At 71.2% G+C, this 23,720-nt stretch carries 21 protein-coding genes; 9 read left to right on the forward strand and 12 right to left on the reverse strand.

Annotated features, from left to right (window positions below):
• Nucleotide 1: 1 nt before the first annotated feature.
• Entirely contained in the window at nt 2-631 is a 630-nt protein-coding gene (locus tag ACZ5CW_RS04020; protein ID WP_468598123.1) for a TetR/AcrR family transcriptional regulator, read from the forward strand.
• 33 nt (nt 632-664) lie between these two features.
• Entirely contained in the window at nt 665-1,396 is a 732-nt protein-coding gene (locus ACZ5CW_RS04025; RefSeq protein WP_468598125.1) for a Mut7-C RNAse domain-containing protein, read from the forward strand.
• Nucleotides 1,397-1,430: 34 nt separating this feature from the next.
• Here ACZ5CW_RS04025 and ACZ5CW_RS04030 read toward each other — a convergent pair whose 3' ends face one another.
• From ACZ5CW_RS04030 to ACZ5CW_RS04055, 6 genes are all read right to left on the reverse strand, one after another.
• Entirely contained in the window at nt 1,431-3,827 is a 2,397-nt protein-coding gene (locus ACZ5CW_RS04030; RefSeq protein WP_468598127.1) for a galactose oxidase-like domain-containing protein, read from the reverse strand.
• Nucleotides 3,824-5,008 carry a glycosyltransferase gene (locus ACZ5CW_RS04035; RefSeq protein WP_468598129.1) on the reverse strand — a complete coding sequence of 395 codons (1,185 nt, stop codon included), beginning with the start codon at nt 5,006-5,008 and terminating at the stop codon, nt 3,824-3,826. The genes ACZ5CW_RS04030 and ACZ5CW_RS04035 overlap by 4 nt, the downstream gene beginning before the upstream one ends.
• Nucleotides 5,005-6,657, reverse strand: coding sequence for an ArnT family glycosyltransferase (locus ACZ5CW_RS04040; protein ID WP_468598131.1), 1,653 nt, complete (start codon nt 6,655-6,657; stop codon nt 5,005-5,007). The genes ACZ5CW_RS04035 and ACZ5CW_RS04040 overlap by 4 nt, the downstream gene beginning before the upstream one ends.
• Entirely contained in the window at nt 6,654-7,922 is a 1,269-nt protein-coding gene (locus ACZ5CW_RS04045) for a glycosyltransferase (RefSeq protein ID WP_468598132.1), read from the reverse strand. The genes ACZ5CW_RS04040 and ACZ5CW_RS04045 overlap by 4 nt, the downstream gene beginning before the upstream one ends.
• Nucleotides 7,923-8,129: 207 nt before the next feature.
• Complete coding sequence (locus ACZ5CW_RS04050) at nt 8,130-10,160, reverse strand: thioredoxin domain-containing protein (RefSeq protein WP_468598134.1); 2,031 nt, start codon at nt 10,158-10,160, stop codon at nt 8,130-8,132.
• Nucleotides 10,141-10,731, reverse strand: a complete 591-nt coding sequence (locus ACZ5CW_RS04055) for an ArsR/SmtB family transcription factor (protein WP_468598136.1) — start codon at nt 10,729-10,731, stop codon at nt 10,141-10,143. Before ACZ5CW_RS04055 ends, ACZ5CW_RS04050 begins: the two co-directional genes overlap by 20 nt.
• A 135-nt stretch (nt 10,732-10,866) precedes the next feature.
• Between ACZ5CW_RS04055 and ACZ5CW_RS04060 the strand changes: the two genes are divergently transcribed.
• Both ACZ5CW_RS04060 and ACZ5CW_RS04065 read left to right on the forward strand, forming a co-directional pair.
• Complete coding sequence (locus tag ACZ5CW_RS04060) at nt 10,867-11,244, forward strand: hypothetical protein (protein ID WP_468598138.1); 378 nt, start codon at nt 10,867-10,869, stop codon at nt 11,242-11,244.
• Nucleotides 11,245-11,405: 161 nt separating this feature from the next.
• Complete coding sequence (locus ACZ5CW_RS04065) at nt 11,406-14,609, forward strand: tetratricopeptide repeat protein (protein WP_468598140.1); 3,204 nt, start codon at nt 11,406-11,408, stop codon at nt 14,607-14,609.
• Between the two features lie 157 nt (nt 14,610-14,766).
• Here the strand turns inward: ACZ5CW_RS04065 and ACZ5CW_RS04070 are convergent, their stop codons facing one another.
• A complete protein-coding gene (locus ACZ5CW_RS04070; RefSeq protein WP_468598141.1) occupies nt 14,767-15,021 on the reverse strand; it encodes a hypothetical protein in 255 nt (84 codons plus the stop codon).
• On the reverse strand, nt 15,014-15,895 hold the full coding sequence (gene mca / locus ACZ5CW_RS04075) for a mycothiol conjugate amidase Mca (protein WP_468598142.1): 882 nt from the start codon (nt 15,893-15,895) through the stop codon (nt 15,014-15,016). Before mca ends, ACZ5CW_RS04070 begins: the two co-directional genes overlap by 8 nt.
• 101 nt (nt 15,896-15,996) lie before the next feature.
• Between mca and ACZ5CW_RS04080 the strand changes: the two genes are divergently transcribed.
• A complete protein-coding gene (locus tag ACZ5CW_RS04080; RefSeq protein WP_468598144.1) occupies nt 15,997-16,395 on the forward strand; it encodes a DUF4307 domain-containing protein in 399 nt (132 codons plus the stop codon).
• Between the two features lie 203 nt (nt 16,396-16,598).
• Nucleotides 16,599-17,099, forward strand: a complete 501-nt coding sequence (gene greA / locus ACZ5CW_RS04085) for a transcription elongation factor GreA (RefSeq protein WP_468598146.1) — start codon at nt 16,599-16,601, stop codon at nt 17,097-17,099.
• Between the two features lie 61 nt (nt 17,100-17,160).
• On the opposite strand, the gene ACZ5CW_RS04090 is transcribed toward greA, so the two are convergent.
• From ACZ5CW_RS04090 to ilvA, 3 genes are all read right to left on the reverse strand, one after another.
• Nucleotides 17,161-18,018: an ABC transporter permease gene (locus ACZ5CW_RS04090; RefSeq protein WP_468598148.1), complete on the reverse strand. Its 858-nt coding sequence runs from the start codon at nt 18,016-18,018 to the stop codon at nt 17,161-17,163.
• On the reverse strand, nt 18,015-19,016 hold the full coding sequence (locus tag ACZ5CW_RS04095) for an ATP-binding cassette domain-containing protein (protein ID WP_468598150.1): 1,002 nt from the start codon (nt 19,014-19,016) through the stop codon (nt 18,015-18,017). The genes ACZ5CW_RS04090 and ACZ5CW_RS04095 overlap by 4 nt, the downstream gene beginning before the upstream one ends.
• Nucleotides 19,017-19,213: 197 nt before the next feature.
• Nucleotides 19,214-20,443 (reverse strand): threonine ammonia-lyase, encoded by a 1,230-nt coding sequence (gene ilvA, locus ACZ5CW_RS04100; protein ID WP_468598151.1) that lies wholly within the window; start codon nt 20,441-20,443, stop codon nt 19,214-19,216.
• 162 nt (nt 20,444-20,605) lie between these two features.
• Between ilvA and ACZ5CW_RS04105 the strand changes: the two genes are divergently transcribed.
• From ACZ5CW_RS04105 to ACZ5CW_RS04115, 3 genes are all read left to right on the forward strand, one after another.
• Nucleotides 20,606-21,112, forward strand: a complete 507-nt coding sequence (locus tag ACZ5CW_RS04105; RefSeq protein WP_468598398.1) for a MarR family winged helix-turn-helix transcriptional regulator — start codon at nt 20,606-20,608, stop codon at nt 21,110-21,112.
• 144 nt (nt 21,113-21,256) lie between these two features.
• Entirely contained in the window at nt 21,257-21,769 is a 513-nt protein-coding gene (locus ACZ5CW_RS04110; protein WP_468598153.1) for a sigma factor-like helix-turn-helix DNA-binding protein, read from the forward strand.
• A 529-nt stretch (nt 21,770-22,298) separates the two neighbouring features.
• Complete coding sequence (locus tag ACZ5CW_RS04115) at nt 22,299-22,547, forward strand: hypothetical protein (protein WP_468598399.1); 249 nt, start codon at nt 22,299-22,301, stop codon at nt 22,545-22,547.
• A 13-nt stretch (nt 22,548-22,560) separates the two neighbouring features.
• Here ACZ5CW_RS04115 and ACZ5CW_RS04120 read toward each other — a convergent pair whose 3' ends face one another.
• A complete protein-coding gene (locus ACZ5CW_RS04120; RefSeq protein WP_468598155.1) occupies nt 22,561-23,715 on the reverse strand; it encodes a cystathionine gamma-synthase in 1,155 nt (384 codons plus the stop codon).
• Between the last annotated feature and the right edge of the window lie 5 nt (nt 23,716-23,720).

Consider the following 23,720-nt stretch of genomic DNA (forward strand, 5'->3'; position numbering starts at 1 on the left):
CATGACGGCCGCACGATCCCCTTACTCCCCCGCCGACCACCCCCGCCTCGGACTCCGCGAGCGGAAGAAGATCAAGACCCGCGAGGCCATCCGCACCGCGACGTACGCGCTGATCAAGGAGCAGGGGTACGACGCCACGACGATCGAGCAGATCGCCGACCGGGCCGAGGTGTCGCCGTCCACCGTCTTCCGCTACTTCCCGACCAAGGAGGACATCGTCCTCACGGACGAGTACGACCCCCTGATGCTGGCGGAGCTGCGGGCGCGGCCCGAGGGCGAGCCGTGGATGGACTCGCTGCGGTACGTGATGGGCAGGGCCCTCGAGCTGAGCGCGGAGGAACCCGAGGTCACCCGGCTGCGGGCGCACCTCGGAGTCCAGGTCCCCGCGGTCCGCTCCCGGATGTTCGAGACCATGTCGGAGACCGGGCGCCTGCTCTGCGGCGCCCTCGCGGAGCGCACGGGCCGGGCCCCGGAGAGCCTGGAGGTGCGTGTCTACGCGATGTCCCTCATCGGCTGCATGATGGAGGTCTCCATGTACTGGGCGGAGAACGGCTTCGAGGGCGATCTCCGCGACCTCATGGACCGGGCGCTGGGCGTCCTGGAGCACGGCCTCCCCGCCGAAAACCCCTGAGGCCCCCGGCACCGGCCGTGTCATCCTGACGGAGTGAACGGACCCGAGATCCACGTCGAAGTCGCCCCCGCCCTGCACGTGTTCGTGCCGCCCGCCCGGCGCTCGGCCGCCACCGGACTCGCCACGGACGGCGTCTCGACCCTCGGCCATGTCGTGGAGTCCCTCGGCGTCCCGCTCACCGAGGTCGGCACGCTGGTCGTGGACGGCCGCGAGGTACCCCCCTCGCACATCCCGCGGGCGGGCGAACGCGTCTCGGTCCGGCCGGTGGAACGCCCCCAGCAGGTACCCGGCGCTCCCCTGCGCTTCCTCCTCGACGTCCACCTCGGCACCCTCGCCCGCCGCCTGCGCCTGCTCGGCGTCGACACGGCGTACGAGTCGACCGACATCGGCGACCCGGCCCTGGCCGCCCGCTCGGCGGCCGAGCAGCGGGTCATGCTCAGCCGCGACCGGGGCCTGCTGCGCCGCCGCGAGCTGTGGGCCGGCGCCTTCGTCTACAGCACCCGCCCCGACGACCAGCTCCGTGACGTCCTCGACCGCTTCGCCCCCGATCTGCACCCGTGGACCCGCTGCACCGCCTGCAACGGCCTGCTGACGGACGCCACCAAGGAGGAGGTCGCCGACCAGCTCAAGGGCGGCACGCAGCGCTCGTACGACGTCTTCGCCCAGTGCACCGCGTGCGGCCGCGCGTACTGGAAGGGCGCGCACCACGAACAGCTCGAAGCCATCGTGGAGCGCGCCCTGTCGGAATTCAGCGGCCAGAGGTGACGCGCCCCCGAAGGGGCGCGGGCCGGGGCCGGCGCTAGCGCCTCGTCACATCTCCCTTTCCGCAGGCGATGCCGTCCTTGTTCCGGTCAAGGCCGAGCGGGTCGTCCCCACCGTTGACCTTCAGACGGCCGTAGTGGTTGCGCTGGAGCCAGGCGCAACGCCCCGTCTCCTTGACCTTCGGCGGGAAGACGGTCGGCACGCACACGTTGACCGAGCCGTAGTGGCGGTCGCAGCCGGAGACGGTCGGGCTGACCTTCTGCGACGTGCGCTTCTTGCCGGGCCCGGAGACCTTGCCGCTCAGGGAGTCGGCGAAGGAGTGGACATGCGGGGAGGCGGCGGAGGCGCTCAGGGCCGTCGGACCCGTCAGGTGGACCCACTTGGCCACCGACGGCACCCCGTTGGCGTCGACCGCGAAGAGCATGTACCAGCCGGGCGGAGCCATGTTGGGGTTGTTCGTCACGTTCAGGTCGACGTTGTTGCCGTTCACCGAGAGAGGCAGGTCGACGAAGCGCTGGTTCGGGTCGGAGGAGTGGGTGACGGCGGCCGGGCGGATCAGCTCCGCCTTGGCGATCGGCCGGTCGACCGTGATCCGCTGGGTGTCGCCGTACTTCCACTCCTGGTTGATGACCGAGGTGATCGTCGGCCGGGTGCCCTTGTAGAGGTAGGGCGGGGTGTAGATCGACACGTTGTGGTTCCAGGTGCCGTTGCCCGGGTTGTCACCCGTGGCCATCACCCGGCCGTCGGGCAGCAGGAACGCCGAGGAGTGGTAGCCGCGTGCCTCGGGGTCGGCGGCCACCGGGTCGAAGGTGTTGCCGGCCGGGTCGTAGATCGAGGACTCGTACACCGGATTGGCGCGGTTGTGCAGGGCGCCGCCGGTCTCCAGCACCTTGCCGTCGGGGAGCAGCACGGCGGAGACGTACATCTTGCCCTGGTTGCCGGTCTGGGCGACCTTGCCGGCTCCCAGGTCGACCGTGCCCTGCGGGATCGGCGGTCCGGCCACGTACGACGGGTTGGCCTGCTTGAGGTCGATCAGGTCGGTGAGCCGGTTGGCGTCCGGATTGGAGTCGATGTTGCCGCCGCCGAGGGTGAGGACCTTCTGGTCCTGTGCCGGGGGCAGCAGCACGCTGGCCGACTGGTCACGCTCGTCCTTGTTCCGCAGGCCGGGGATCTGCGTGATCGTGTTGGCGCCGTAGTCGTAGACCGCCGAGCCCGTGCCGGGGATGTTGTTGCCGAAGGTGTGGCTGCCCGTGTAGAAGAGCCGGCCGTCCTGCATCAGGATCATCGTCGGGTACAGGCCCCAGTACGACCAGGTCTGGTTCACCTTCCACAGCGGCTGCCACTGCTTGTCCTTGTCCGACCAGAGTTCGGCGGTCACCGAGCCGGTGGAGTCCTCGCGCAGCCCGCCGAAGGAGATGACGTCGCCGTTGCCCAGCTCGGTCGCCGACGGGTACCAGTGGCCGTCGTTCATGTCGTTGGTCTTGCTGTAGGTCTCGGTCTTCGGGTCGAAGATGTACGAGTCCTTGAAGCCCTCGTAGCCGTGGCCGCCCACGACCGGATAGGCCTTGTTGCCGCTCATGACCAGGACCCGCCCGTCCTGGAGCTGCACATGGCCCGCGCAGAACATGTCCTTCGGGGTCGGGACGACCTTGTAGGTTCCCTTCGCCGGGTCGTACACCGCCGAGGTGAACGTGCCCGCGTTGAAGTTCTCCTCGCTGTTGCCGGAGCCCGCGATCAGCAGCACCTTGCCGTTGTTGAGGACGACGGAGTGCATGGAACGCACCGGGTTCTGCGTCGGCAGGACGGACCAGCTGCCGTCGGCGCACTGGGCGTTCGTGCCGGTGCACTGGGCCGGCGGGACCACGTCCGGGACCTGGTCCATGGTGTAGTCGTCGGTGGTCGCCGAGCCGGTGCCGTAGACGGAGACGCCCCAGGAGATCCGGTCGGTGCCGGCCGGGACCTCGGGCGTGCGGACCGTGGCCTTCGTCCAGGCCGTCGCCATGTCCAGGGTCTTGAGGTCGGTCCAGTACTGCCAGCCGGCCGTGGCGTCGTGCCGGAAGAGGGTGAGGTTCGCGTCCGGGGTCGTGGTCTTGTACCAGAGCCCGAGGTCGTACTGCTTGCCGACGCTCACCACCGGCGCGCAGGCGGCGGACTCGGTGATCAGCGCCTTGCGGTCGCCCTCGGTCCGCCGGGTCAGGGTGACCTTCATGGCCTTGGTCCCGGAGTGCGCGTCCGGCACGGTCTGGAAGCTGAAGTCGTTGTCGCCCCACCCCGACTTCTCCCAGCAGTACGGCATGTCGTCCGTACCGGCGGTCTCGAAGCCGGGGTTCTTGACGAGGTTGGCGGCCTCGGCGCTCTGCGGCGAGGTCAGAAGGAGACCGGCGGTCAGGGCGCCCACCCCGGCCAGCGCGGTCCGTCTGCGGCGGATGTTCACACGGCTCTCCTAGCGGTCGTACGGGCCCCGCGGCGGCGACGCGGGAGGTACACCAGCGCTTCGGTCCCCACGAAGCGCAGGACGAAGGTCAGGACGAGTGCGAGCGCGGTGGCGGGCAGGGCACCCATCCCGAACCGGTGGACGAGCAGGGCGATCAGCGGGATGCGCAGCACCAGGTCGGCGTTGGCGAGCAGTGCGAACCGGCCGAGCCGGTCCCACCCGCGGCGGTGGGCGCGCCGGTCGCGGAACAGCAGCTGCTCGATGAGCAGGAAGTTCCAGGCCACCCCGAGTTGGTTGGCGAGGATCTCGGCCGGCACGTAGTGCAGTCCCAGGACGGTCAGCACCCACAGTCCGGCCAGGTTCGGCACGAAGCCCGTCGCGCCGATCAGGCCGAAGCCGACCATGCGCGCGACGGGCGAGGCGGTGCGCAGCCCGGCCAGATGGCCCAGGAAGCGCAGGCCCTCCTTCGCGGTGGACTTGGACTCCCCGGCGTAGCGGTCCTGGAAGACGAAGGGCACCTCCGCGACCTCGCGGGGGCGGCTGCGCACGGCCAGCTCCAGGAGGATCTTGTAGCCGAGCGGCTTGAGCACGTCGGCCGTGACCGCGCTGCGCCGGATGGCGAAGAAGCCGCTCATCGGGTCGCTGATGCCGTGCAGCCGGCGCGGGAAGAGCGCCTTGGTCAGCCAGGTCGCGCCGCGCGAGACGGCCACGCGGTAGCTGCCGGCGAGCCCCGCCCGGCTGCCGCCCTCGATGTACCGGGAGGCGACGACGAGCCCGGCTTTCGCGCGTTCTCCGGTGGCGACCAGCTCCGGTACCAGGGACGGCGGATGCTGGCAGTCGCCGTCCATGACGACGATCCACTCCGAGGTCGCGGCCTTCAGGCCCTCGACCACGGCTCCGCCGAGCCCGCCGACGGGTTCCTCGCGGTGCAGCACGGCCACCGGGAACGGGCAGTCCTGCGCGGCCTCGCGGATCACCTCGGGGGTGTCGTCGGTGGAGTCGTCCACGAAGACGACCTCGCAGGGCAGATGCGTGGGCACCGACTCGGTGATCTGGTGCAGCAACTGCCGGATGTTCGCCGACTCGTTGAAGGTCGGCACGACGATGGTGACGGCACCGGGCTCGGGGACCTCGACCGCCTCGAGGCCGGGGACGGGCGCGGTGGACTCGTGGCTGCTCATCGCGTGCCTCCTGTGGCGGCAGTGCCGACCCGCCGGATCTCGATGCGGTCGGGTCCGGCGCCGAAGGTGGCGACCGGCTCGGAGTGCCGGATGGCGGCCCTGACGTTGGGCAGGTCCTTGGCGTCGCGCCGCACGGTCGGCGAGGCGACGACGTAGTCGATGTCCTTCCAGCCGTGCGGCATGGTCTTGGTGACGGCCGGGTCGAGGTCGGCCTTGTAGAACCAGATCGCGCCGAGCCCGGGCCGGTATCCGGCGTGGACGAGGTCCAGCCAGAGGGCGTCGTCCACGAGGACCCGGGTGTTCTCGGGGTGCCCGACCTGGGTGCGCAGCCAGTGCGACGCCTGCCGGTAGGGCTTGTTGGCGTCGGTGGTGACGGCGGTGCGGTCACCGTCGTACCAGTGCGGCACGACGTAGGCGCCGGCGGCGAGCGCCAGGGTGGCGGCGAGGGCGTACCGGCCGCCGGTGACGTACCGCCGCTCGCCCTCGGAGCGGCGGCGGCGCAGGACCGCGTGCGCGACGGAGGCGGTGCCGCCGGCCAGGACGAGGGCGAGGAAGGGCAGGGCGCCGATGACGTACATGGCGGGCAGATAGCCGTTCGGCCGCAGGGCGACGGCGGCCAGGACGGCGACCGTGAGGGCCGGACCGGCGAGGGCGCGGGCGGTGACCGACCAGCGCCAGGTGGCGATCAGCAGCAGGGCTCCGGCCAGGCCGCCGAGGGGCAGGACGCGGTCGTAGTACAGCCAGGAGTGCAGCACGCCGTGCGAGCCGGTGCCCGGCTGGAGGATGAAGCCCGAGCCGGGCCGGGACATCTGGTACGTGATGCCGTCCCACAGCGAGACGTGTCCGTCGCCCGGCAACAACTCGCCCTTCAGCAGGGCGAACAGGGGGTACGAGAAGCCGATGAGGGCGCAGGCGGTGACCGCTCCGGTGAGGGCGAACTTGCGGGTGTCGCGGTGGCTGTGCCGCCACATGGTGACGAACAGGGCGGGCAGGACGACGAGCATCGTCTCCTTGGTGAGCACGCCCGCGGCGGCGGCCAGGCCCGCGCCGAAGTGGTGCCACAGGTGGCGGCTGGGCGAGGCGGCGAGGCAGAACGCCAGCAGCAGCCACATCACGGCGATGTTGTCGAGGAAGATCTCCCGCTGGAGCACGACCGCGAGCGGGGAGAGTCCGAAGAGGGCCATGCCGAGGCCGGCGGCCCAGCGCGGCAGGGAGAGCCGGCGGCCGAGGACGTAGACGAGGACCGCGCTGACGGCGCTGATCACGAGCATGGTGATCCGCATGGTGCCGACGGTCATCGAGCCGGGGCTGATCGCCGAGGGGATCCAGCTGAGCAGGGCTATCTGGACCCAGCCGAGCGGCGGGTGGTCGTACCAGTAGGTGTAGTGGGCCAGGCCCTTGCCCTGCTGGACGGCCCAGGCCTGGGCGAGGTAGGTGCCCTCGTCGTCGCTGAGGGTCGGGTAGGCGGCGATGTTCCAGCCCTGGACGACGAGGATCGCCGCGAGCAGCACACCGCACAGCAGCAGGTCGGGACGGGAGGAGCGGAGCCGCTCCGGCGGCTGTGTTCGGCCGGTCGAACCGGCTTCCGGCACAGGCTGGCGTTGCGCGGGGACCTTCGCTGCGGTCACCGCGGGAAGAGTGGAGGTCACGCAGGAACGTCCTCTCGGGTCGGCTCGGCCGCGGTGAGGTGCGCGCCGACGTGCGTGGTCAGTTCCCAGTCGTTCCGGCCGCGTTGCTCGCGCCACACGGCGCGGATCGCGGCTCCGGCGAGGAGGACCTGGTAGAAGGGCCCGCCCACGATGAGCTTCGCGTAGTGGATGAATCGGACGCGAAGGGCGTACTGCTTGCCGAAGTCGTGCAGCCCGACCACCTCGAAGACGAAGGTGACGGCCGCCGTGACCAGGGGCAGGAACGTGAGGAAGGCGATCCCGACGGGCACGTCGAGGAAGAGCGCGATCGCCGCGTTCAGCGGGATGATCACGCCGGAGAAGGCCTGGAGGAACGGCGTCATCAGCGTGTACCGGGCCAGCAACCGCTGCCGCAGTCCGGGCAGTTGCTTCCAGTCCTTCTTCCGGTACACCTGCAGGAAGCCCTGGTTCCAGCGGGTGCGCTGCTTGAGCAGCGACATCAGCGAGCCCGGGGTCTCCTCGCGGGTGACCATGTCGGAGTCGTAGGCGACGACGACCTTCTTGCCCACGCTGGACAGGCGCACGCCCAGGTCGCAGTCCTCGGCGAGGCAGTTGGGGTCCCAGCCGTCCGCCTCCCTGAGGACGTCGGTCCGCACGAAGACGGTGTTGCCGCCGAGCGGGATGAACCCCTTCTGCGCGTGCAGGTGGAGCCGGGAGCGGAACCAGAAGAAGTACTCCAGGCAGTTGCGCAGGCTGTACCAGCTGGAGTGGAAGTTGATGAGCTGGACGCCGCCCTGGACGACGTCCGCGCCGGTGGTCCGGAACGCGTGGTCGACGTGGGCGAGCAGCTCCGGGTGGACCTGGTCCTCGGCGTCGAAGACCCCGACGACGTCACCGCGGCAGTGCGGCAGCGCCGTGTTCATGGCCTTGGGCTTGTTCTTCTTCTCGTGCGTGTCGACGACGACCCGGACGCGCCCGTCACGGGCGGCGGCCTGCTCGGCCACGGCCGTGGTCTCGGGGTCGTCGTGTCCGACGATCACGATGATCTCGAAGTCGGTGTGTGTGGATTCCAGCAGCCGCTGGATGGTGTGGTCCAGCACGGCCTGCTCGTGCCGGGCCGGCAGGAGCAGGGAGAACGAGACGTGCTCGTCCCCGTCCGGTCTGCTGAACCGTGTGGAGGCGAGCACTTCGGGCGTCCGCCACGCGTGCATCTGCCACCACAGGGTGAAGGCTGCCATCCAGAACAGGGCCAATGAGACAGCAGCAACGAAGACAGACGTCAGCAAAAAGATCCCCCCAGATCCCCAAATACCCCCTGTGTGCACGACGGTGAGTCACATCCGCCGTGCCGCTGTGGAGAGACTAGGGGGGATCTGTGAAGCGTGGGGGCTGATCCGATAAAAAGCGTGTTTCGGAACGGTGGTGCGGGTAGCGGGATCTATCCGAAGACCCGCCCAATTCGGGCAGCCCGAAGACCCGCTCCACCTCGCCTTTCAGCTGCTCAGTGCTGCGCGCAGCCGCTCCGGGTCGGTCGTCGGGGCGTCACACGTGAAATTACGGCAGACGTACGCCGTCGGTTCACCGGAGACGAGCGGCCGGTCGGCGAGGAGCGGGAACTCGTCACTCTCCGCAGTGCCGACCGCGACCACGGCTCCGGGCGCGGTGCCCAGAAGTGCCGTGCGGTGCAGGACGGTTGTGGCGTCGTCGGTGAGGGACGGGCCGACGATCGCGACCTCCCTGGGCCCGTCGAGCAGTGCCTCCGCGACGGCCAGCCCCCAGCCGATGAACCGTGGCACGCGCGGCCCGAGCGTCTTGACGACACCCAGCGCCCGCTCGGCGGCGGTCCGGTGCGGCTCGGACCCGGTGTGCGCCGCATAGCTCAGCAACGCGCCGGCCGCGGCGGTCCAGCCGGAGGGGGTGGCGTTGTCGGTGGGGTCCTGAGGCCTGCGGATGAGCCGTTCGGCGTCGGAGGCGGTGTCGTACAGGGCACCGGTCTCCGGGTCGGCGAAGCGGTCCAGCACATGCCCGAGGAGCAGTCCGGCGAAGTCGAGCCAGACGCCCTCGCCGGTCACGGAGGCGAGCGCGAGGAAGCCTTCGGCGACGTCGGCGTAGTCCTCCAGGACGCCCGCGTTGGGCCCTACCCGGCCGTCCCTGCTGGTCCGGGCGAGGCGGGCGTGTTCGTCCAGGTGCACGCGGACGAGGAGGTCGGCGGCGCCGAGGGCGGCCTCGGTCAGGTCGGGCCGGTCGAAGTAGGCGCCGGTCTCGGCGAGCGCGGCGATCGCGAGGCCGTTCCAGGCGGCGACGACCTTGTCGTCCCGGCCGGGGGCGGGACGCCCGGCCCGCTCCCGCAGCAGCCGGCTCCTGACCGAGGCGATCCTCTCGGAGTCGAAGACGCCCTCGGTCTGCGGGAGTTGCAGCACGGACTGACCGTGCTCGAAGGTGCCCTCGTCGGTCACCCCGAAGTACTGCGCGGCGAGCTTGCCGTCGTCCTCGCCGAGGACGCCGACCAGTTGCTCGGGCGTCCAGACGTAGTACGCCCCCTCGACGTACCGGCCCGAGCCGTCGTCGCTGTCGGCGTCGAGCGCCGAGGCGAACCCGCCCTCGTTCGTGCGCAGTTCGCGCACCAGGAAGTCGGCGGTCTCCAGTGCGACCCGCCGGGCGAGGTCGGAGCCGGTGGCCCGCCAGAGATGGGCGTACACCCGGCACAAAAGGGCATTATCATAAAGCATTTTCTCAAAATGCGGCACGATCCAGTCCCGGTCGACGGAGTAGCGGGCGAAGCCGCCGCCGAGCTGGTCGTAGAGGCCGCCTCGGGCCATGCGCTCGCAGGTGTCCTGGGCCATCTGCAGGGCGCCCTCGGCGCCGGTGCGGGCGTGGTGGCGCAGCAGGAACTCCAGGACCATGGACGGCGGGAACTTGGGCGCGCCGCCGAAGCCGCCGCGCTGCGGGTCGTACTCGCGGGTGAGCCCGAGCAGGCCCTGGGCCAGTTCCTGCTCGCCGGGCGGCCGGGCGCCCTGGTGGCTGATCTCCCGCTGGGCGAGATCGCGCACGATCTTCCCGGCGACCTCGCTGACCTCGTCGTACCGAGTGCTCCAGGCCTGCTCGACGCCCTCCAGCACCTGCCGGAAGGAGGGCATGCCGTGCCGGGGGGCGGGCGGGAAGTAGGTGCCGAAGTAGAACGGCTCGGCGTCCGGGGTGAGGAACACGGTCATCGGCCAGCCGCCCTGGCCGGTGGCCGCCTGGACGGCCTCCATGTAGACGGCGTCGACGTCGGGGCGCTCCTCGCGGTCGACCTTGACGCTGACGAAGTGCTCGTTGAGGTAGTCGGCGGTGGCCTGGTCCTCGAAGGACTCGTGCGCCATGACGTGACACCAGTGGCAGCTGCTGTACCCGACGCTCAGCAGCACGGGTTTGTTGGTCCTGCGGGCCTCTTCGAAGGCCTCGGCCGACCAGGGCCACCAGTCGACGGGGTTGTCGGCGTGCTGGAGCAGATACGGGGACGTCTCATGGGCCAGTCGGTTCACCGTTCCACTCTCCCACGGCCTCCGGCACCGCGTAGAAACGCATCAGCACCGGGCGCGCCTCCTGCGGCGCCTCCTCGCGCGGGTGGCCGTAGCGCTCCAGCAGGGCGTGGTAGTCCCGCATGAAGGCGAGCAGTTCCTCCCTGGTCAGCCAGGTGCCGTGGCGCTGGACCTGGGCCCAGCCCTCGGGGCCTCGGTACTCCTCGTGGGCCCGGCGGTACAGCGCGGTGTCGAACTCGATCTTGAGGTGGGCGAGCTGGGCCGCGGCCGCGTACTCCTCGGAGGTCATCGTGGCCGGGTCGGGCGTGGTGTGCCGGAACGGCAACGCCCGCCACCAGCGTTCGCGGCCGCCGGACTTCTCCGGGATCTCCTCGATGAGCCGCTGCTCGGCGAGTTTGCGCAGGTGGTAGCTGGTGGTGCCGGAGCTTTCGCCGAGTTCGCGGGCGAGGACGGTGGAGTTCGCCTCGCCGTGCCGGCCGAGGTATTCGAGGATCCGGCGGCGCAGGGGGTTGCCCAGGGACTTGTAGAGAGCGGTGCGCTCAAGGCTGGTCATCTCGGGCAGGCCGTCGGTCATGCCGCCACGGTAACCCTGAGGACCCTGAGACGTCCCCGACATCTGCCGAGATTTCTTTGCAGAACTTTCTCTGCGGTCTACGGTGGAGGCACACAGCAAGACGGTGGGGCACGGAGCGAGCCGGAGGGGGCGGGGATGAGGAAGTGGACACTGCAGAAGTGGACACTGCGGGTGCTGGGGGCGGCGGCGGTTGTGCTGGTGCCGTGGACGGTGGTCCTGGCGGTGACGCTGCCGGGCAGCACCCAGGTGGACAACTGGCGCCTGGCCTGGATCGGCCTGGACGTCCTCATGGCGGCGGGCTGCGCCACGACCGCGCTGCTCGGCCTGCGCGGCGACCCCCGAGCCTCCCTCACGGCCTCCGCCACGGCGGCCGTCGCCGTACTGGACGCCTGGTTCGACATAACGACCGCCCAGGCGGGCAGCGCCCTGGCCCAGGCCCTGTTGTGCGCGGTGGCGGAGGGGGCGCTGGCGGCGTCGTGTGTGGCCCTCGCGCTGTCCAGGACGACCCGCTGAACAGAGGCGGCCGCCCTCCTCCAAACGCACACGGACGCGGAGAAGTTGTCGGCAAACCCGGTCCACCCTGTTCATCACCTCTCGATCACCACCCCTCGCGCTCCCGGCCTCCCCGAAGGACACTCGTAGGCAAGGGAGTTGCCGCCGGAGGGGGACGGGACATGCGGGACAACCATCGGGCGGAGGCCGAGCGGCTGGTGGCGCGGGCCGTCGAGGAGGAGGTACGGCGCTCGGGCGGACGGATCGACGGACAGCTGCTGCTGTCGCGCACGCGCGGCGCGCTGGACACGATGGCACGCTCGGCCGGCGAGGAGTACGAGGCCTACACGCGCGCACTGGACGAGGCCGACGCCGGCCGGCTGACCTTCGGCCAGCGCTACGCCCGCGAAGGCGCCGGGACAGCGCTGCTGACGGCGACCGTGGCCGCGCTCGCCGCAGCCGTGGCCGACCTGTCCCTGGGGACCGGCACCGGTACGGCAGTCGGCGCCGGTGTCGTCGCGGGCGTGGTCGGCGCCGCGGCCACGGTGGTGAAGGTGGCCGGTTCGCACCTCCCGGCCGCTCATCACCGCGCGGGCGAGGCCGGCCAACCCGGCGGACCGGAGCAGCTGCGGCTGCAGTGGCTGACCGCGCTGGAGGTACGGGGCATCCGCCCCTTCCTCGACCAGCAGCGGATGCTCAGCGCCTCCACCGGCCCGAAGAAGACGGGCGGCCCGGCACTGCGCGGCGCGGACAAGAGCGCGGCGGCCCGCCGGCGCACGGTGCTGGAGCAGTCCTTCGGGCAACTGCCCGAACCGGACGGCCCGTTCGCCGGGCGACGGCAGGAGCTGGGGCGGATCAGGCAGTGGGCGCAGGCGGCCCGGGCGGCCACCGAGACCCGGCCGACGGTGGTCGTCCTGCACGGCGAACCCGGCTCGGGCCGGACGGCACTCGCGGTGCGCGCGGCGCACGATCTGCGGGACCACTTCCGGGGCGCGGTGGTCGTCGATCTGCGCGGCGGCAGCCGGGAGGAGGCTCCGCTGGCCACCCGGGACGCCCTGCTGCACCTGCTCAACCGGCTGGGCGCGCCCCGCGAGCAGTTGCTGTTCCGGGAGCGCTCCTCCCCCGACCAGCAGGTCAAGCGGCTCGGCGAGCTGTATCACCAGCATCTGACGGGCCTGCCGGTGACGATCGTGCTGGACGACGCCTCGGACCCGGAGCAGGTGCGGGCGCTGGTGCCGGAGCGATCCGACAGTCTGGTCCTGGTCACCGCCCGTGCGGCTCTGGACCTGCCGGCGGACCTGCCGGCCTGGGTGCACCACCTGCCGGTGGAACCGCTGGACGCGCCGGGCGCCGAGGAGCTGCTGACCGCGGCAGCCGAGGACGCGTCGAGCCCCTACGACGCCGAGTCCGCCGACGAGGTCCGCGCGTTGTGCGGGGGTCTGCCGCTGGCGCTGCGGATCGCGGGCTCCGCGCTCGGCCCGCGTTCACCGCGGCAGCTGGCCACGGACCTGGGCGCCTACGGCCCGGTGGAACCGGTGGAACGTGCGCTGTGGCTGCGCTACACCGACCAGCCGGAGCCCGCCCGCCGGCTGCTGAGAAGGCTCGCCCTCGCGGGCCGTGCCTCGCTCGGCGCGGCGGCCGCCGCCGCCCTGCTCGCCACCGACGAGGCCGAGGCCACCCGGCACCTGGTGGCGCTCGCCCGGGCCGGACTGATCGACCACGTACGCGGCAGCCGGTACCGGCTGCACGACCTCGTGCGCGCCTTCGCCCAGGCCCGGCTGGCGGACGAGGAGGACCCGGCCGAGCGCGCGGCGGCACAGGAACGGCTGATCGTGAACTACGCGGAGCTGGCCGACTCGGTGCTGCGCCTGGTGGACGGCAACATGTCCACCCGCTCGAACCAGTTCGGCTCCCACGGCTTCACCTCCCTCGACGAGGCGCTGCGCTGGCTGGACGACGAGTCCAGCTTCATCACGGCGGCCCTGCGCCACGCCGAGGGCGTGAACCAGGCGGCCGTGCAGAACCTGCTCGGCGCGCTGTGCGACTACTGCCTGCTGCGCGGCGACCTGTACCGGCTCGGCGAGATCAGCGAGCTGGCGCAGGCCGTGGACCAGGGGCTGCTGGTGCGCTCGGTGCAGTGGCGCACCGGTATCGCGGCCCGGCAGCTGGGCGAGCTGGACAAGGCGCGCACCACACTGACCTCGGTCGTCGACCTGTACCGGGAGGCCCACCATGACGCGGGTGCCGCCCGCGCCCTGACCTCCCTGGGGATCACCCTGCACCACCAGGGCAACCTCACCGAGGCGGCGGCCAAGCTCCAGGAGGCACTGGATCTGCAGGCGGCGCCGGAGCTGGCGACGGACCGGGCGTGGACGATGCACGCTCTCGCGGCGGTCCAGCGCGACCGGGCCCGCCTGTCGGAGGCCCTCGACCTGCTCACCCGCTCCCTGCTCCTGCACCATGAGGGCGGCTCGGTGCACGGCGAGGCCTGGGCCCACTTCCAGCTCGGTCAGCTGGCCCTGCGCATGGGAGACGTCCCGCGCGCGGAGACGGAGCTGCGGGCCGCCCTGGAACGGTACGGCCGGACGCACGACGCCCGCGGGGAGGCCTGGGCGCTGACCCAGCTGGCCCGGGCCCGCCTGGTGGACGGCGACGCCCCGGCCGCCGTGGACGCGCTCAGGCAGGCCGCCGCCCGGCACCGGGAGAACGAGGACGCGCGCGGCGAGGCGTGGACGCTGTACTACCTGGGGCAGGCGCTGGAGGAGGACGGGGAGCTGGATCAGGCGGTGCGCGACCTGGAGCGGTCCCGCACGATGTTCTCCCGGATGCGGGACGTCTACGGCCTGGCCTGCGCCCGGCACCACTCGGCCCGGGTCACCCGGGACCAGCGGGCCGCGCAGACCGGGTCGCTGCGCAACTCCGGCTTCGCCCGCCAGCTGCTCGTCGACGCCCGCGCCGACTTCCAGCGCATCGGCGTCGCCCACGGCGAGGCGTGGACCTGCCTGGAGCTGGCCGTGGTCGACGCGGGCAACGCCCGTACCCAGCAGGCGCTGGCCCTGTGCGACGAGGCTCTCGCCCTGTTCACGTCCTACGACGACCGGCGCGGCGAGGACTGGGCCCGTTTCCTGCGCTGCACCCTGCTGCCGTACGCGGCGCCGGGCGGGGTGGAGGTGGGCACGGCGGTCGCCCAGGAGGAACTGGCCGAGCTGGCCCGCGCCGCGCATCCGCTGCGCGACGAGAAACTGGCCGACTACACCTCGGCGTACGCCCTGCTGCTGGAGCGGGGCGTCCAGCTCGAGGCGGGCTGGCAGGCGTGGCGGCTGCGCATGACACCGGACCGCCACGCCCGCGAGGTGATGGGGGTGGCGGTACCGGCGGCACAGTGAGCGGACGGGGCGGCACGGCGCCGCCCCGCGCCGCGGTCACCGCTCATGACAAGCCCGCCGCGAGGGCTGCCGGCCACGGCGGCAAGCGTCACGGCATGCCGGTCCGGCGATGCCGGACCGGCCGCTCGCGACGGTTCAGCCCCGATTCGGCTCCGTCTCAGCTCCGCCGCGGCTTCGGCCCACCGACGGCCTCGGCCCTGCCGGCCTCCTCGCCGGAGGCATCCGTCTCCTTGAAGTCGACCTTCTGCATGTGCTTGCTCATCGACTTCATCAGGCCCCATACCGCCAGGGCCATCACCGCGAACACGATGAAGCCGAGGACGCCGGGGGTGACCTTGTTCTCGTCGACCTCCTTGGCGAGGGGGACGAGGTGCGTCACTGCCAGGCTCACGCTTGCGCTCATGTCAGGCATTGTCCCGGATGCCCGCGAAGAGGTCGTCCTCGGGGAGGGAGGTGTCGACGAGAGACTTCGCCAGCTCGTACTCCTCCGTCGGCCAGACCTCCTTCTGGAGTTCCAGCGGGACCTTGAACCAGCCGCCGTCGGGGTCGATCTGCGTGGCGTGGGCGATCAGCGCCTTGTCGCGGATCTCGAAGAAGTCCGCGCAGGGGATGTGCGTGGTCAGGGTGCGCTCCGTGCGCTCGAACTCCTTCCAGCGCTTGAGCCACTCCCCGTACGGCGACTCCAGGCCGCGGTCGAGCATCGCCTGGTGCAGGGCCTCGGTGCGCGGGCGGTTGAAGCCCTGGTTGTAGTAGAGCTTCAGCGGCTGGTAGGCGGGCCCGTACTCGCTCTCGGGGTACTTCTCGGCGTCCGCCGCGCCCTCGAACGCCACCATGGAGATCTTGTGGGTCATGATGTGGTCGGGGTGCGGGTAGCCGCCGTTCTCGTCGTAGGTGGTGATCACCTGCGGGCGGAAGGACCGGATCTTCTTCACCAGTTCGCCGGCCGCCTTGTCGACGTCCTCGAGGGCGAAGCAGCCCTCGGGCAGCGGCGGCAACGGGTCGCCTTCGGGCAGGCCGGAGTCGACGAAGCCGAGCCACTCCTGCTCGACGCCGAGGATCTCCCGGGCCTCGTCCATCTCCTTCTTGCGTACCTCGTGGATGTGCTCCTCGATGTACTTGTCGCCCTGCAGCTTGGGATTGAGGATGGACCCACGCTCTCCGCCGGTGCAGGTCACCACTAGCACGTCCACCCCCTCGGACACGTACTTCGCCATGGTGGCCGCGCCTTTGCTCGACTCGTCGTCGGGGTGCGCGTGAACGGCCATCAGTCGCAGCTGGTCAGTCAAGACTCAATCCTCGGTCAGTCGGCGCCCCGTGTCTTCGGCGCGATCGGCGGCTTCTATAGTGACGGAATCGGGGGGCCAATAATTCCGCGGAGAGGACGATCATGAGCACGGCGAGCACGCGGCTGCCCGAGGGCCGCTACGGCCGCTCCTCGGACGAGCGCGCCGACCGCAGGCTCAAGGTCGCCGGTACCGTGCTCGGCGCGGTCCTGCTGGCCCTGGTCGGCTACTTCGCCTACCACTATGTCGGGCAGAGCGAGATCAGCGCCCAGGTGATCGCCTTCCAGGCCTCGGACGACGCGGTCAAGGTGCATCTGGAGGTCCACAAGGACTCCGGCGCCGAGGGCTACTGCACCCTGCGCTCCCAGGCGGAGGACGGCGCCGAGGTGGGCCGGGCGGACTTCCGCTTCACCGGCTCGGCCACGCGCATCGACAAGGTCGTCACGCTCCGTACGACGGCCAAGGGGACGACGGCCGAGCTGCTCGGCTGTCACGCGGGCTGACGTCTCCGCGCGGACCCTGCCGGACACTCCCCGACTTCACCCGGAATGCGTAGGCGCTGACCTGCGTTGATGTGAATCTGATGGCTTATGTCCTCCCCCTTACGCCATTGAATTGTTAGGCTCGTGGTTTCGCCCATCCATGAGGGAACATTCTTCTGGGTAGGGCGATGCTTTGTATTCCCAGTACCGACGAGGAGCACCCTGTGACCCAGACCAGCGAGAACGTCACCTGGCTGACCCAGGAGGCGTACAACAAGCTCAAGGACGAGCTTGAGTACCTTACTGGTCCTGCGCGCACTGAGATCGCCGCCAAGATCGCGGCCGCGCGCGAGGAGGGCGACCTGCGCGAGAACGGCGGGTACCACGCGGCCAAGGAGGAGCAGGGCAAGCAGGAACTGCGTGTGCGCCAGCTGACCCAGCTCCTTGAGAACGCCCAGGTCGGCGAGGCCCCGGCGTCCGCGGACGGCGCGGTCGCGCCGGGCATGGTCGTCACGATCGCCTTCGACGGTGACGAGGACGACACCATGACGTTCCTGCTCGCCTCCCGCGAGTACGCGAGCGCCGACATCGAGACGTACTCCCCCCAGTCCCCGCTCGGCGCGGGCGTGATCGGCCACAAGGTCGGCGAAGACGCGGAGTACGAGCTGCCGAACGGCAAGAAGGCCTCGGTGAAGATCCTGAAGGCCGAGCCGTACTCCGGCTGAACCGGTCCCCCTGACATCGAGCCCCCGGCGTCGGCCTGACGCCGGGGGCTCCGTCATGCCGTCAGGCGGTGGCCGAGCGGTACTTGCGGACCGCGAGGGTGCGGAATATCGCGATGATCAGGACGGAGTAGATCAGCGAGGCCCAGACCGGATGCTGCATCGGCCAGGCCTGGGAGAGGGACTGGCCCGGGTTGGCGAAGAGCACCCGGCAGGCCTGCACCGTGGCGCTGAAGGGGTTCCACTCGGCGATGTGGCGCAGCCACGGGGTCATGTGACTGGGGTCCACGAAGGCGTTGGAGATGAACGTGACCGGGAAGAGCCAGATCAGCCCGCTGGACGTGGCCGCCTCGGGGGTGCGGACGGACATGCCGATCAGGGCACCGATCCAGGTGAACGCGTAGCCGAGCAGGAGCAGCAGCCCGAAGGCGGCGAGAACCTTGCCGGCGTTCGTCTCGCCGTTGGATCCGACGCGCCAGCCGACCAGCAGAGCGACCACGGCGAGCACGACCAGGGTCACCGCCGTCTGCACGAGGTCGGCCAGCGTGCGCCCGGTCAGCACCGCGCCACGCGCCATCGGCAGGGAGCGGAAACGGTCGATGAGCCCCTTGTGCATGTCGTCGGCGATGCCGGCGCCGGAGCTGGCGGTCGCGAACGTGACGGTCTGCGCGAAGATGCCCGCCATGAGGAAGTTCTTGTAGTCGGTGGCGCTGGTGCTGCCGCCGATCTGCATGGAGCCGCCGAAGACGTAGGTGAACAGCACCACGAACATGATCGGCTGGATCAGCCCGTAAATGATCATCTCCGGGATCCTGGACATGCGAATCAGGTTCCGTTTGGCGACGACCATCGAGTCACGGACGGACCGGCTGACGGGATTGCCCGGCGGTGCCACTCGCACGGCGTCGGTGACGGCACTCACTTCACGGCCTCCTTGCGGCTGTCCTTGCCGGTCTGCTCGCCGTTCTCCGCGCCCTCGGCCTCGGCCACGTGTCCGGTCAGGGACAGGAAGACGTCGTCGAGGGTGGGGCGGCGCAGTCCGATGTCGTCGATCTCGATCCCTCGCGTGTCCAGTTCCCGGATGACCTCGGCGAGCAGCTTGGCGCCGCCGGTGACGGGGACCGTGAGCTTGCGGGTGTGCTCCTCGACCGTGGTGTCGCCCTTGCCGAAGCCGCGCAGCACCTCCACGGCGCCCGCGATGTGCTCCCGCTCGTGCACCACGACCTCGACGCGTTCGCCGCCGGTGCGGGCCTTGAGCTGGTCGGAGGTGCCCTTGGCGATGACCCGGCCGTGGTCGACCACCGCGATGTCGTGCGCGAGATGGTCGGCCTCCTCCAGATACTGCGTGGTCAGCAGCAGGGTCGTACCCCCGGAGACGAGTTGCTTGATGACCTCCCACAGCTGCTGGCGGTTGCGCGGGTCGAGACCGGTCGTCGGCTCGTCCATGAACATCACCGGCGGTGAGACCACGAGGGCCGCGGCGAGGTCGAGGCGGCGGCGCATACCGCCGGAGTAGGTCTTGGCGGGGCGGTCGGCGGCGTCGGCGAGGTTGAACTGCTCCAGCAGCTCCGCCGCGCGCGTCCGGGCCGCCTTCGCCCTCATCTGGTACAGCTGCCCGACCATCTGCAGGTTCTCCCGGCCGGTCAGGTATTCGTCGACCGCCGCGAACTGGCCGGACAGGCCGATGGAGCGGCGTACCGCGTCGGGATGCTTCAGCACGTCCACGCCCGCGACGACGGCCTTGCCGCTGTCGGGGCGCAGCAGTGTCGTCAGGCAGCGGACGGTGGTCGTCTTGCCGGCGCCGTTCGGCCCGAGCAGGCCGAGGACCGTGCCCTCGGGCACGTCGAGGTCGACGCCGTCCAGTGCCTTTACGTCGCCGAAGGTCTTCACCAAGCCTTCGGCATAGATGGCGCCTGGCATGTGTGTCTCCACGTCGTCGGGGATTCTTCGGAAAGGCTAGGTTTGCGCGCCCGATTCCGCCTTCCCTTTTCCTGCGGAGAGGCGTCCGACGGCAACACGAGACACCGTAACGCGATGTATCGCGTCTCTCAACAGGGTTCGGCCCGAAGGGACTCGAACGGGTGACGCCCTGGGGGCCCGGCCGGGAGTGACCGGCCTCAGTCGATGACGGTGTAACCGGCGTTGCGCAGGGCCTGGCCGACCTCGACGCAGTGCGCCGGCCCCTTCGTCTCGAGGTGCAGCTCCACCTCCGCCTCCGTGAGCCCGAGCCGGGGGTCGGTTCGTACGTGGCTCACGTCGAGGACGTTGGCGTCCACCACCGACAACACCCCGAGGAGCGTGGCGAGCGCACCCGGCCGGTCCGTCAGCCGCAACCGAACCGCCAGGTAGCGGCCCTGCGCGGCCATGCCGTGCCGCAGCACGCGCTGCATCAGCACCGGGTCGACGTTGCCGCCGGAAAGCACCGCGACGACCGGACCCTCGAAGGTGTCCGGCGCCGACAGCAGCGCCGCCACCGGGCTGGCCCCGGCCGGCTCCACGACCAGCTTGGCCCGCTCCAGGCACAGCAGCAGCGCGGCCGACAGCTGGTCCTCGCTGACCGTGCGCACCTCGTCGACCAGCTCGCTGATGATCCCGAACGGCACCACGCCCGGCCGCCCCACCTTGATGCCGTCGGCCATCGTCGCCGGGTTCTCCAGCGACACCGGGCGGCCGGCGGCGAGCGAGGGCGGGTAGCAGGCGGCTCCCTCCGCCTGGACCCCGACGATCCTGACGTCCGGCCGGAGCGCCTTCACCGCCACCGCGATGCCGGCCGCGAGTCCGCCGCCGCCGACGCCGACGACGATCGTGCGCACCTCCGGGCACTGCTCCAGGATCTCCAGGCCGACCGTGCCCTGCCCGGAGATGATGTCGGGGTGGTCGAAGGGGTGGATGAAGACCGCACCGGTCTCGGCCGCGTACTCCTCGGCGGCCGCCAGCGTCTCGTCGACCACCTGGCCGTGCAGGCGCACCTCGGCGCCGTACTCACGGGTCGCGCTGATCTTCGGCAGCGGGGCGCCGTTCGGCATGAAAACCGTGGCGTGCACGCCCAGCAGCGAGGAGGCCAGCGCCACGCCCTGCGCGTGGTTCCCGGCGCTCGCCGCCACCACACCGGCGGCCCGCTCCTCGGGCAGCAGCCCCGCGATGCGCACGTAGCCGCCGCGCAGCTTGAACGAGCCGGTCCGCTGGAGGTTCTCGCACTTGAGGTGCACGGGCGCGCCGACCAGCTGGGACAGATGCCGACTGCCCTCCATCGCCGTCACCCGTGCCACGCCCGAGAGCATCTTCTGCGCTCCGCGCACATCGTCGAGAGTGACGCAACGCAAGGAGTCAGCCGTGCCGTAGCTCATGACTCCAGCATCGCAGTTCACAGTCACGCACGACGGGTGTGACCAAGCTCCGAGACCGGTTTGCGCAGCGCCGGTACGGCCCGGCGCCGGGCCGCGTACCCTGTCCCCCATCCCAGCAGCCCTTCATGAAGCGAGCCTCCGGCCATGCCCACAACACCTGAAATGTCGATGGACATGACGACCGTCGGTGACACCGGTCTTCTCGACACACTCCAGCACGAGGTGGCGGTGTTCGCCCGCCGTGCCGAACAGACCCGGCTCGGCGGCGTCGGGCAGGTGCGCAACACGATGGACCGCGCGGCGTATCTGCTGCTCAACCGCCTCGACAAGGAAGGGCCGATGGGCGTCAAGGCGCTCGCCGCGAGCATGGGCATCGACTCCTCCACCGTCACCCGGCAGGTCGCCCCCCTGGTCGACACCGGGCTCGTCAAGCGCACCTCGCACCCGGAGGACGGGCGTGCGGTGGTGCTCCAGCTCTCCCCGCGCGGGGCCACCCGGCTGGAGGAGGTCCGCTCGTCCAGGCGGCAGCTCATGGCCGAACTGACGCACGACTGGGCGCCGGAGGAGCGCGAGGAGTTCTGCTCGCTCCTGACCCGCTTCAACCACGCGCTGTCCGCGCGGATGACGGTGCAGGGAGTCTCTCCGGCGGAGCAGTCGCCGGCCTCCTGAGGCCGCCCGCCGCCCCCTGCCGCCACCGGTGGGTTCCGGACTCTTGACCCCGGGCCGCCGCTGGCCTCATATGAGACCGGGTCCTGCGTCGTACGCGGTTCGCCTGTCCCGTACCGGACAGGGCCCCCTTCAGGGGGAGGCGTGGTGCGTGATCGGCAGGTGTCCCGCGGTGCCCGCCGGGCGCGCGAGTTCGAGGCGTTCGTCGCGGGGGCGGCAGGGCGCCTGCTGCACACTGCCACGCTGCTCACGGCGGAGGCGCCGGATGCCAACCCGCGCGCGCGGCGCCTGCTGACGCTGACACTCGCCCACACCTACGCCCGCTGGGACCGGCTGCTCGGCGAGGATCCGTACGACTGCGCACGCCAGTACCTGGCCACACGCTTCGCGCGCGCGACCTGGCACCAGTACGGCGCCGGCGCCCTGGGCCGCTCCCGGCGGCCGGACCCGCGCAACCCGCTCGCCGCGCTCGCGCCGCAGGAGCGGCTGATCCTCGTACTGCGGCTCTACGAGGGGGTCGCCGAGGAACAGGCGGCGGCCCTGCTCGGCCTGCCCACGGAGCGCGTGCGGACCATCTGCGACCGCGCGACGGCCACCCTGCTGCATCCGGCACGCCCATCCGCCTCGCGCGCGGTGAGCCCGAAGGCGGTGTCGTCTTGAGGGGGCGGGGGGTCTTGAGGCGGGGGGTGGTCGTGAGGGCGGCGGCCGTGTTGAGGCGGGGGGTGGTCGTGAGGCTGCCGGTCGTCTTGAGGCCGCGGGTCGTCTTGAGGCCGTCGGCTGTCTCGAGGCGGCGGGTGGTGCTGAGGCCCCCGGTCATCTTGAGGCCGCCAGTCGTCTCGAGGCCGCCAGTCGTCTCGAGGCCGAGGGTGGTCCTGAAGCCGCCGGTCGTCTTGAGGCGGCGGGTGGTCCTGAGGCCGCGGGTGGTCCTGAAGCCGCCGGTCGCCTTGAGGTTCCCGGTCGTCTTGAGGCTGCCGGTCGTCCTGAGGCCGCGGGTCCTCTTGACGCGGCAGTCCGGCATGAGGCCGCTGATCGCCCTGAGCGGGCACGTCGGCATGAGGCGGCACCGAGTTGTCGACAGCCCGTGGCAGACGGAGTGGCGGCATACCGAGCGGCGGCATGTGGAGCGGCCGCATGCGGCGTCGCGGGCACGGCGGGCGGCGCGATGTGCGCGGGCGACTGGTGGGCCGCGGTGAACCGGGCCGAGCGGGAGGCCGCCGTGCGGGGGATCATGGAGCGGGTACCGGCGCCGGTGCCGCCGGACGTGCTCACGGAGGCGATGCGCCGCGGCGAGCGCCTGCTGCGGCGCAGGCGGCTGGTCCGCCGTGTGCTGTGGCTGCTGGCCGCCGCCGCGGCCGCCGCGTTCGCCCTGTGGGCGGCGCAGGCGCACCCGTGGGTGGAGCCGCCCACGCAGACGACTCCACCGATCACCGGCTGGTGACGCGGGCTGCCTGCTAGCCGAGGGCCTGCTGCAGGTCCTCGAGCAGGTCGTCGACGTTCTCGATGCCCACCGACAGGCGCACCAGGTCGGCGGGGACCTCGAGGGCGGAACCGGCCGCGGAGGCGTGCGTCATCCGGCCGGGGTGCTCGATGAGGGACTCGACACCGCCGAGCGACTCGCCGAGGGTGAAGATCTTGGCGCGGTTGCACACCTCGACGGCGGCCTCCTCGCCGCCCTCGACCCGGAAGGACACCATGCCGCCGAAGGCCTTCATCTGCTTGGCGGCGACCTCGTGTCCGGGGTGCTCGGGCAGGCCCGGGTACAGGACGCTCGTCACGCGCGCGTGGCGGGTCAGCATGTCGGCGATCCTCGTGGCGTTCTCGCTGTGCCGGTCCATGCGCACCGCGAGGGTCTTGGTGCCGCGCAGCACCAGCCAGGAGTCGAAGGGGCCGGCGACCGCGCCCATCGCGTTCTGGTGGTAGGCCAGTTCCTCGCCCAGCGTCTGGTCGGAGACGATCAGCGCACCGCCGACCACGTCCGAGTGGCCGCCCATGTACTTGGTCAGGGAGTGCACGACGACGTCCGCGCCGAGCGACAGCGGCTGCTGGAGGTAGGGCGTGGCGAAGGTGTTGTCGACGACGAGCTTCGCGCCCGCGCCGTGGGCGACCTGAGCGACGGCGGCGATGTCGGTGATGCCGAGCAGCGGGTTGGAGGGGGTCTCCACCCAGACGGCCTTGGTCTTCGGGGTGATCGCGGACCGTACGGCGGCCGGGTCGCTGGTGTCGGCGACCGACCACTCCACGCCCCAGCGGGTGGCGACCTTGGCGAAGAGGCGGAAGGTGCCGCCGTAGGCGTCGTTCGGGATCACCACGTGGTCGCCGGGGGTGAGCAGCGTGCGCAGCAGGGTGTCCTCGGCCGCCAGACCGGACGCGAAGGCGAGGCCGCGGCGGCCGCCCTCCAGCGCGGCGAGGTTCTCCTCCAGGGCGGTCCGGGTGGGGTTGGCGCTGCGGCTGTACTCGTAGCCGCCCCGCAGCCCCCCGACGCCGTCCTGCTTGTAGGTCGAGACCTGGTAGATCGGCGGGACGACCGCGCCGGTGAGGGGATCCGCGGTGTTGCCCGCGTGGATCGCGAGAGTCTCGAAGTGCTGACTGATGTGCCTGTCGCTCATGTGCA

Source organism: Streptomyces sp. NPDC031379 (assembly GCF_055569615.1).

Bases quoted from the DNA above. Each gene is read 5' to 3' on its own strand.
- ACZ5CW_RS04095 (WP_468598150.1), bottom strand. From the start codon at position 19,016: ATGCCAGGCGCCATCTATGCCGAAGGCTTGGTGAAGACCTTCGGCGAC.
- ACZ5CW_RS04120 (WP_468598155.1), bottom strand. From the start codon at position 23,715: ATGAGCGACAGGCACATCAGTCAGCACTTCGAGACTCTCGCGATCCAC.
- ACZ5CW_RS04065 (WP_468598140.1), top strand. From the start codon at position 11,406: ATGCGGGACAACCATCGGGCGGAGGCCGAGCGGCTGGTGGCGCGGGCC.
- ACZ5CW_RS04080 (WP_468598144.1), top strand. From the start codon at position 15,997: ATGAGCACGGCGAGCACGCGGCTGCCCGAGGGCCGCTACGGCCGCTCC.
- ACZ5CW_RS04105 (WP_468598398.1), top strand. From the start codon at position 20,606: ATGTCGATGGACATGACGACCGTCGGTGACACCGGTCTTCTCGACACA.
- ACZ5CW_RS04020 (WP_468598123.1), top strand. From the start codon at position 2: ATGACGGCCGCACGATCCCCTTACTCCCCCGCCGACCACCCCCGCCTC.
- ACZ5CW_RS04035 (WP_468598129.1), bottom strand. From the start codon at position 5,008: ATGAGCAGCCACGAGTCCACCGCGCCCGTCCCCGGCCTCGAGGCGGTC.
- ACZ5CW_RS04055 (WP_468598136.1), bottom strand. From the start codon at position 10,731: ATGACCGACGGCCTGCCCGAGATGACCAGCCTTGAGCGCACCGCTCTC.
- ilvA (WP_468598151.1), bottom strand. From the start codon at position 20,443: ATGAGCTACGGCACGGCTGACTCCTTGCGTTGCGTCACTCTCGACGAT.
- ACZ5CW_RS04070 (WP_468598141.1), bottom strand. From the start codon at position 15,021: ATGCCTGACATGAGCGCAAGCGTGAGCCTGGCAGTGACGCACCTCGTC.
- ACZ5CW_RS04060 (WP_468598138.1), top strand. From the start codon at position 10,867: ATGAGGAAGTGGACACTGCAGAAGTGGACACTGCGGGTGCTGGGGGCG.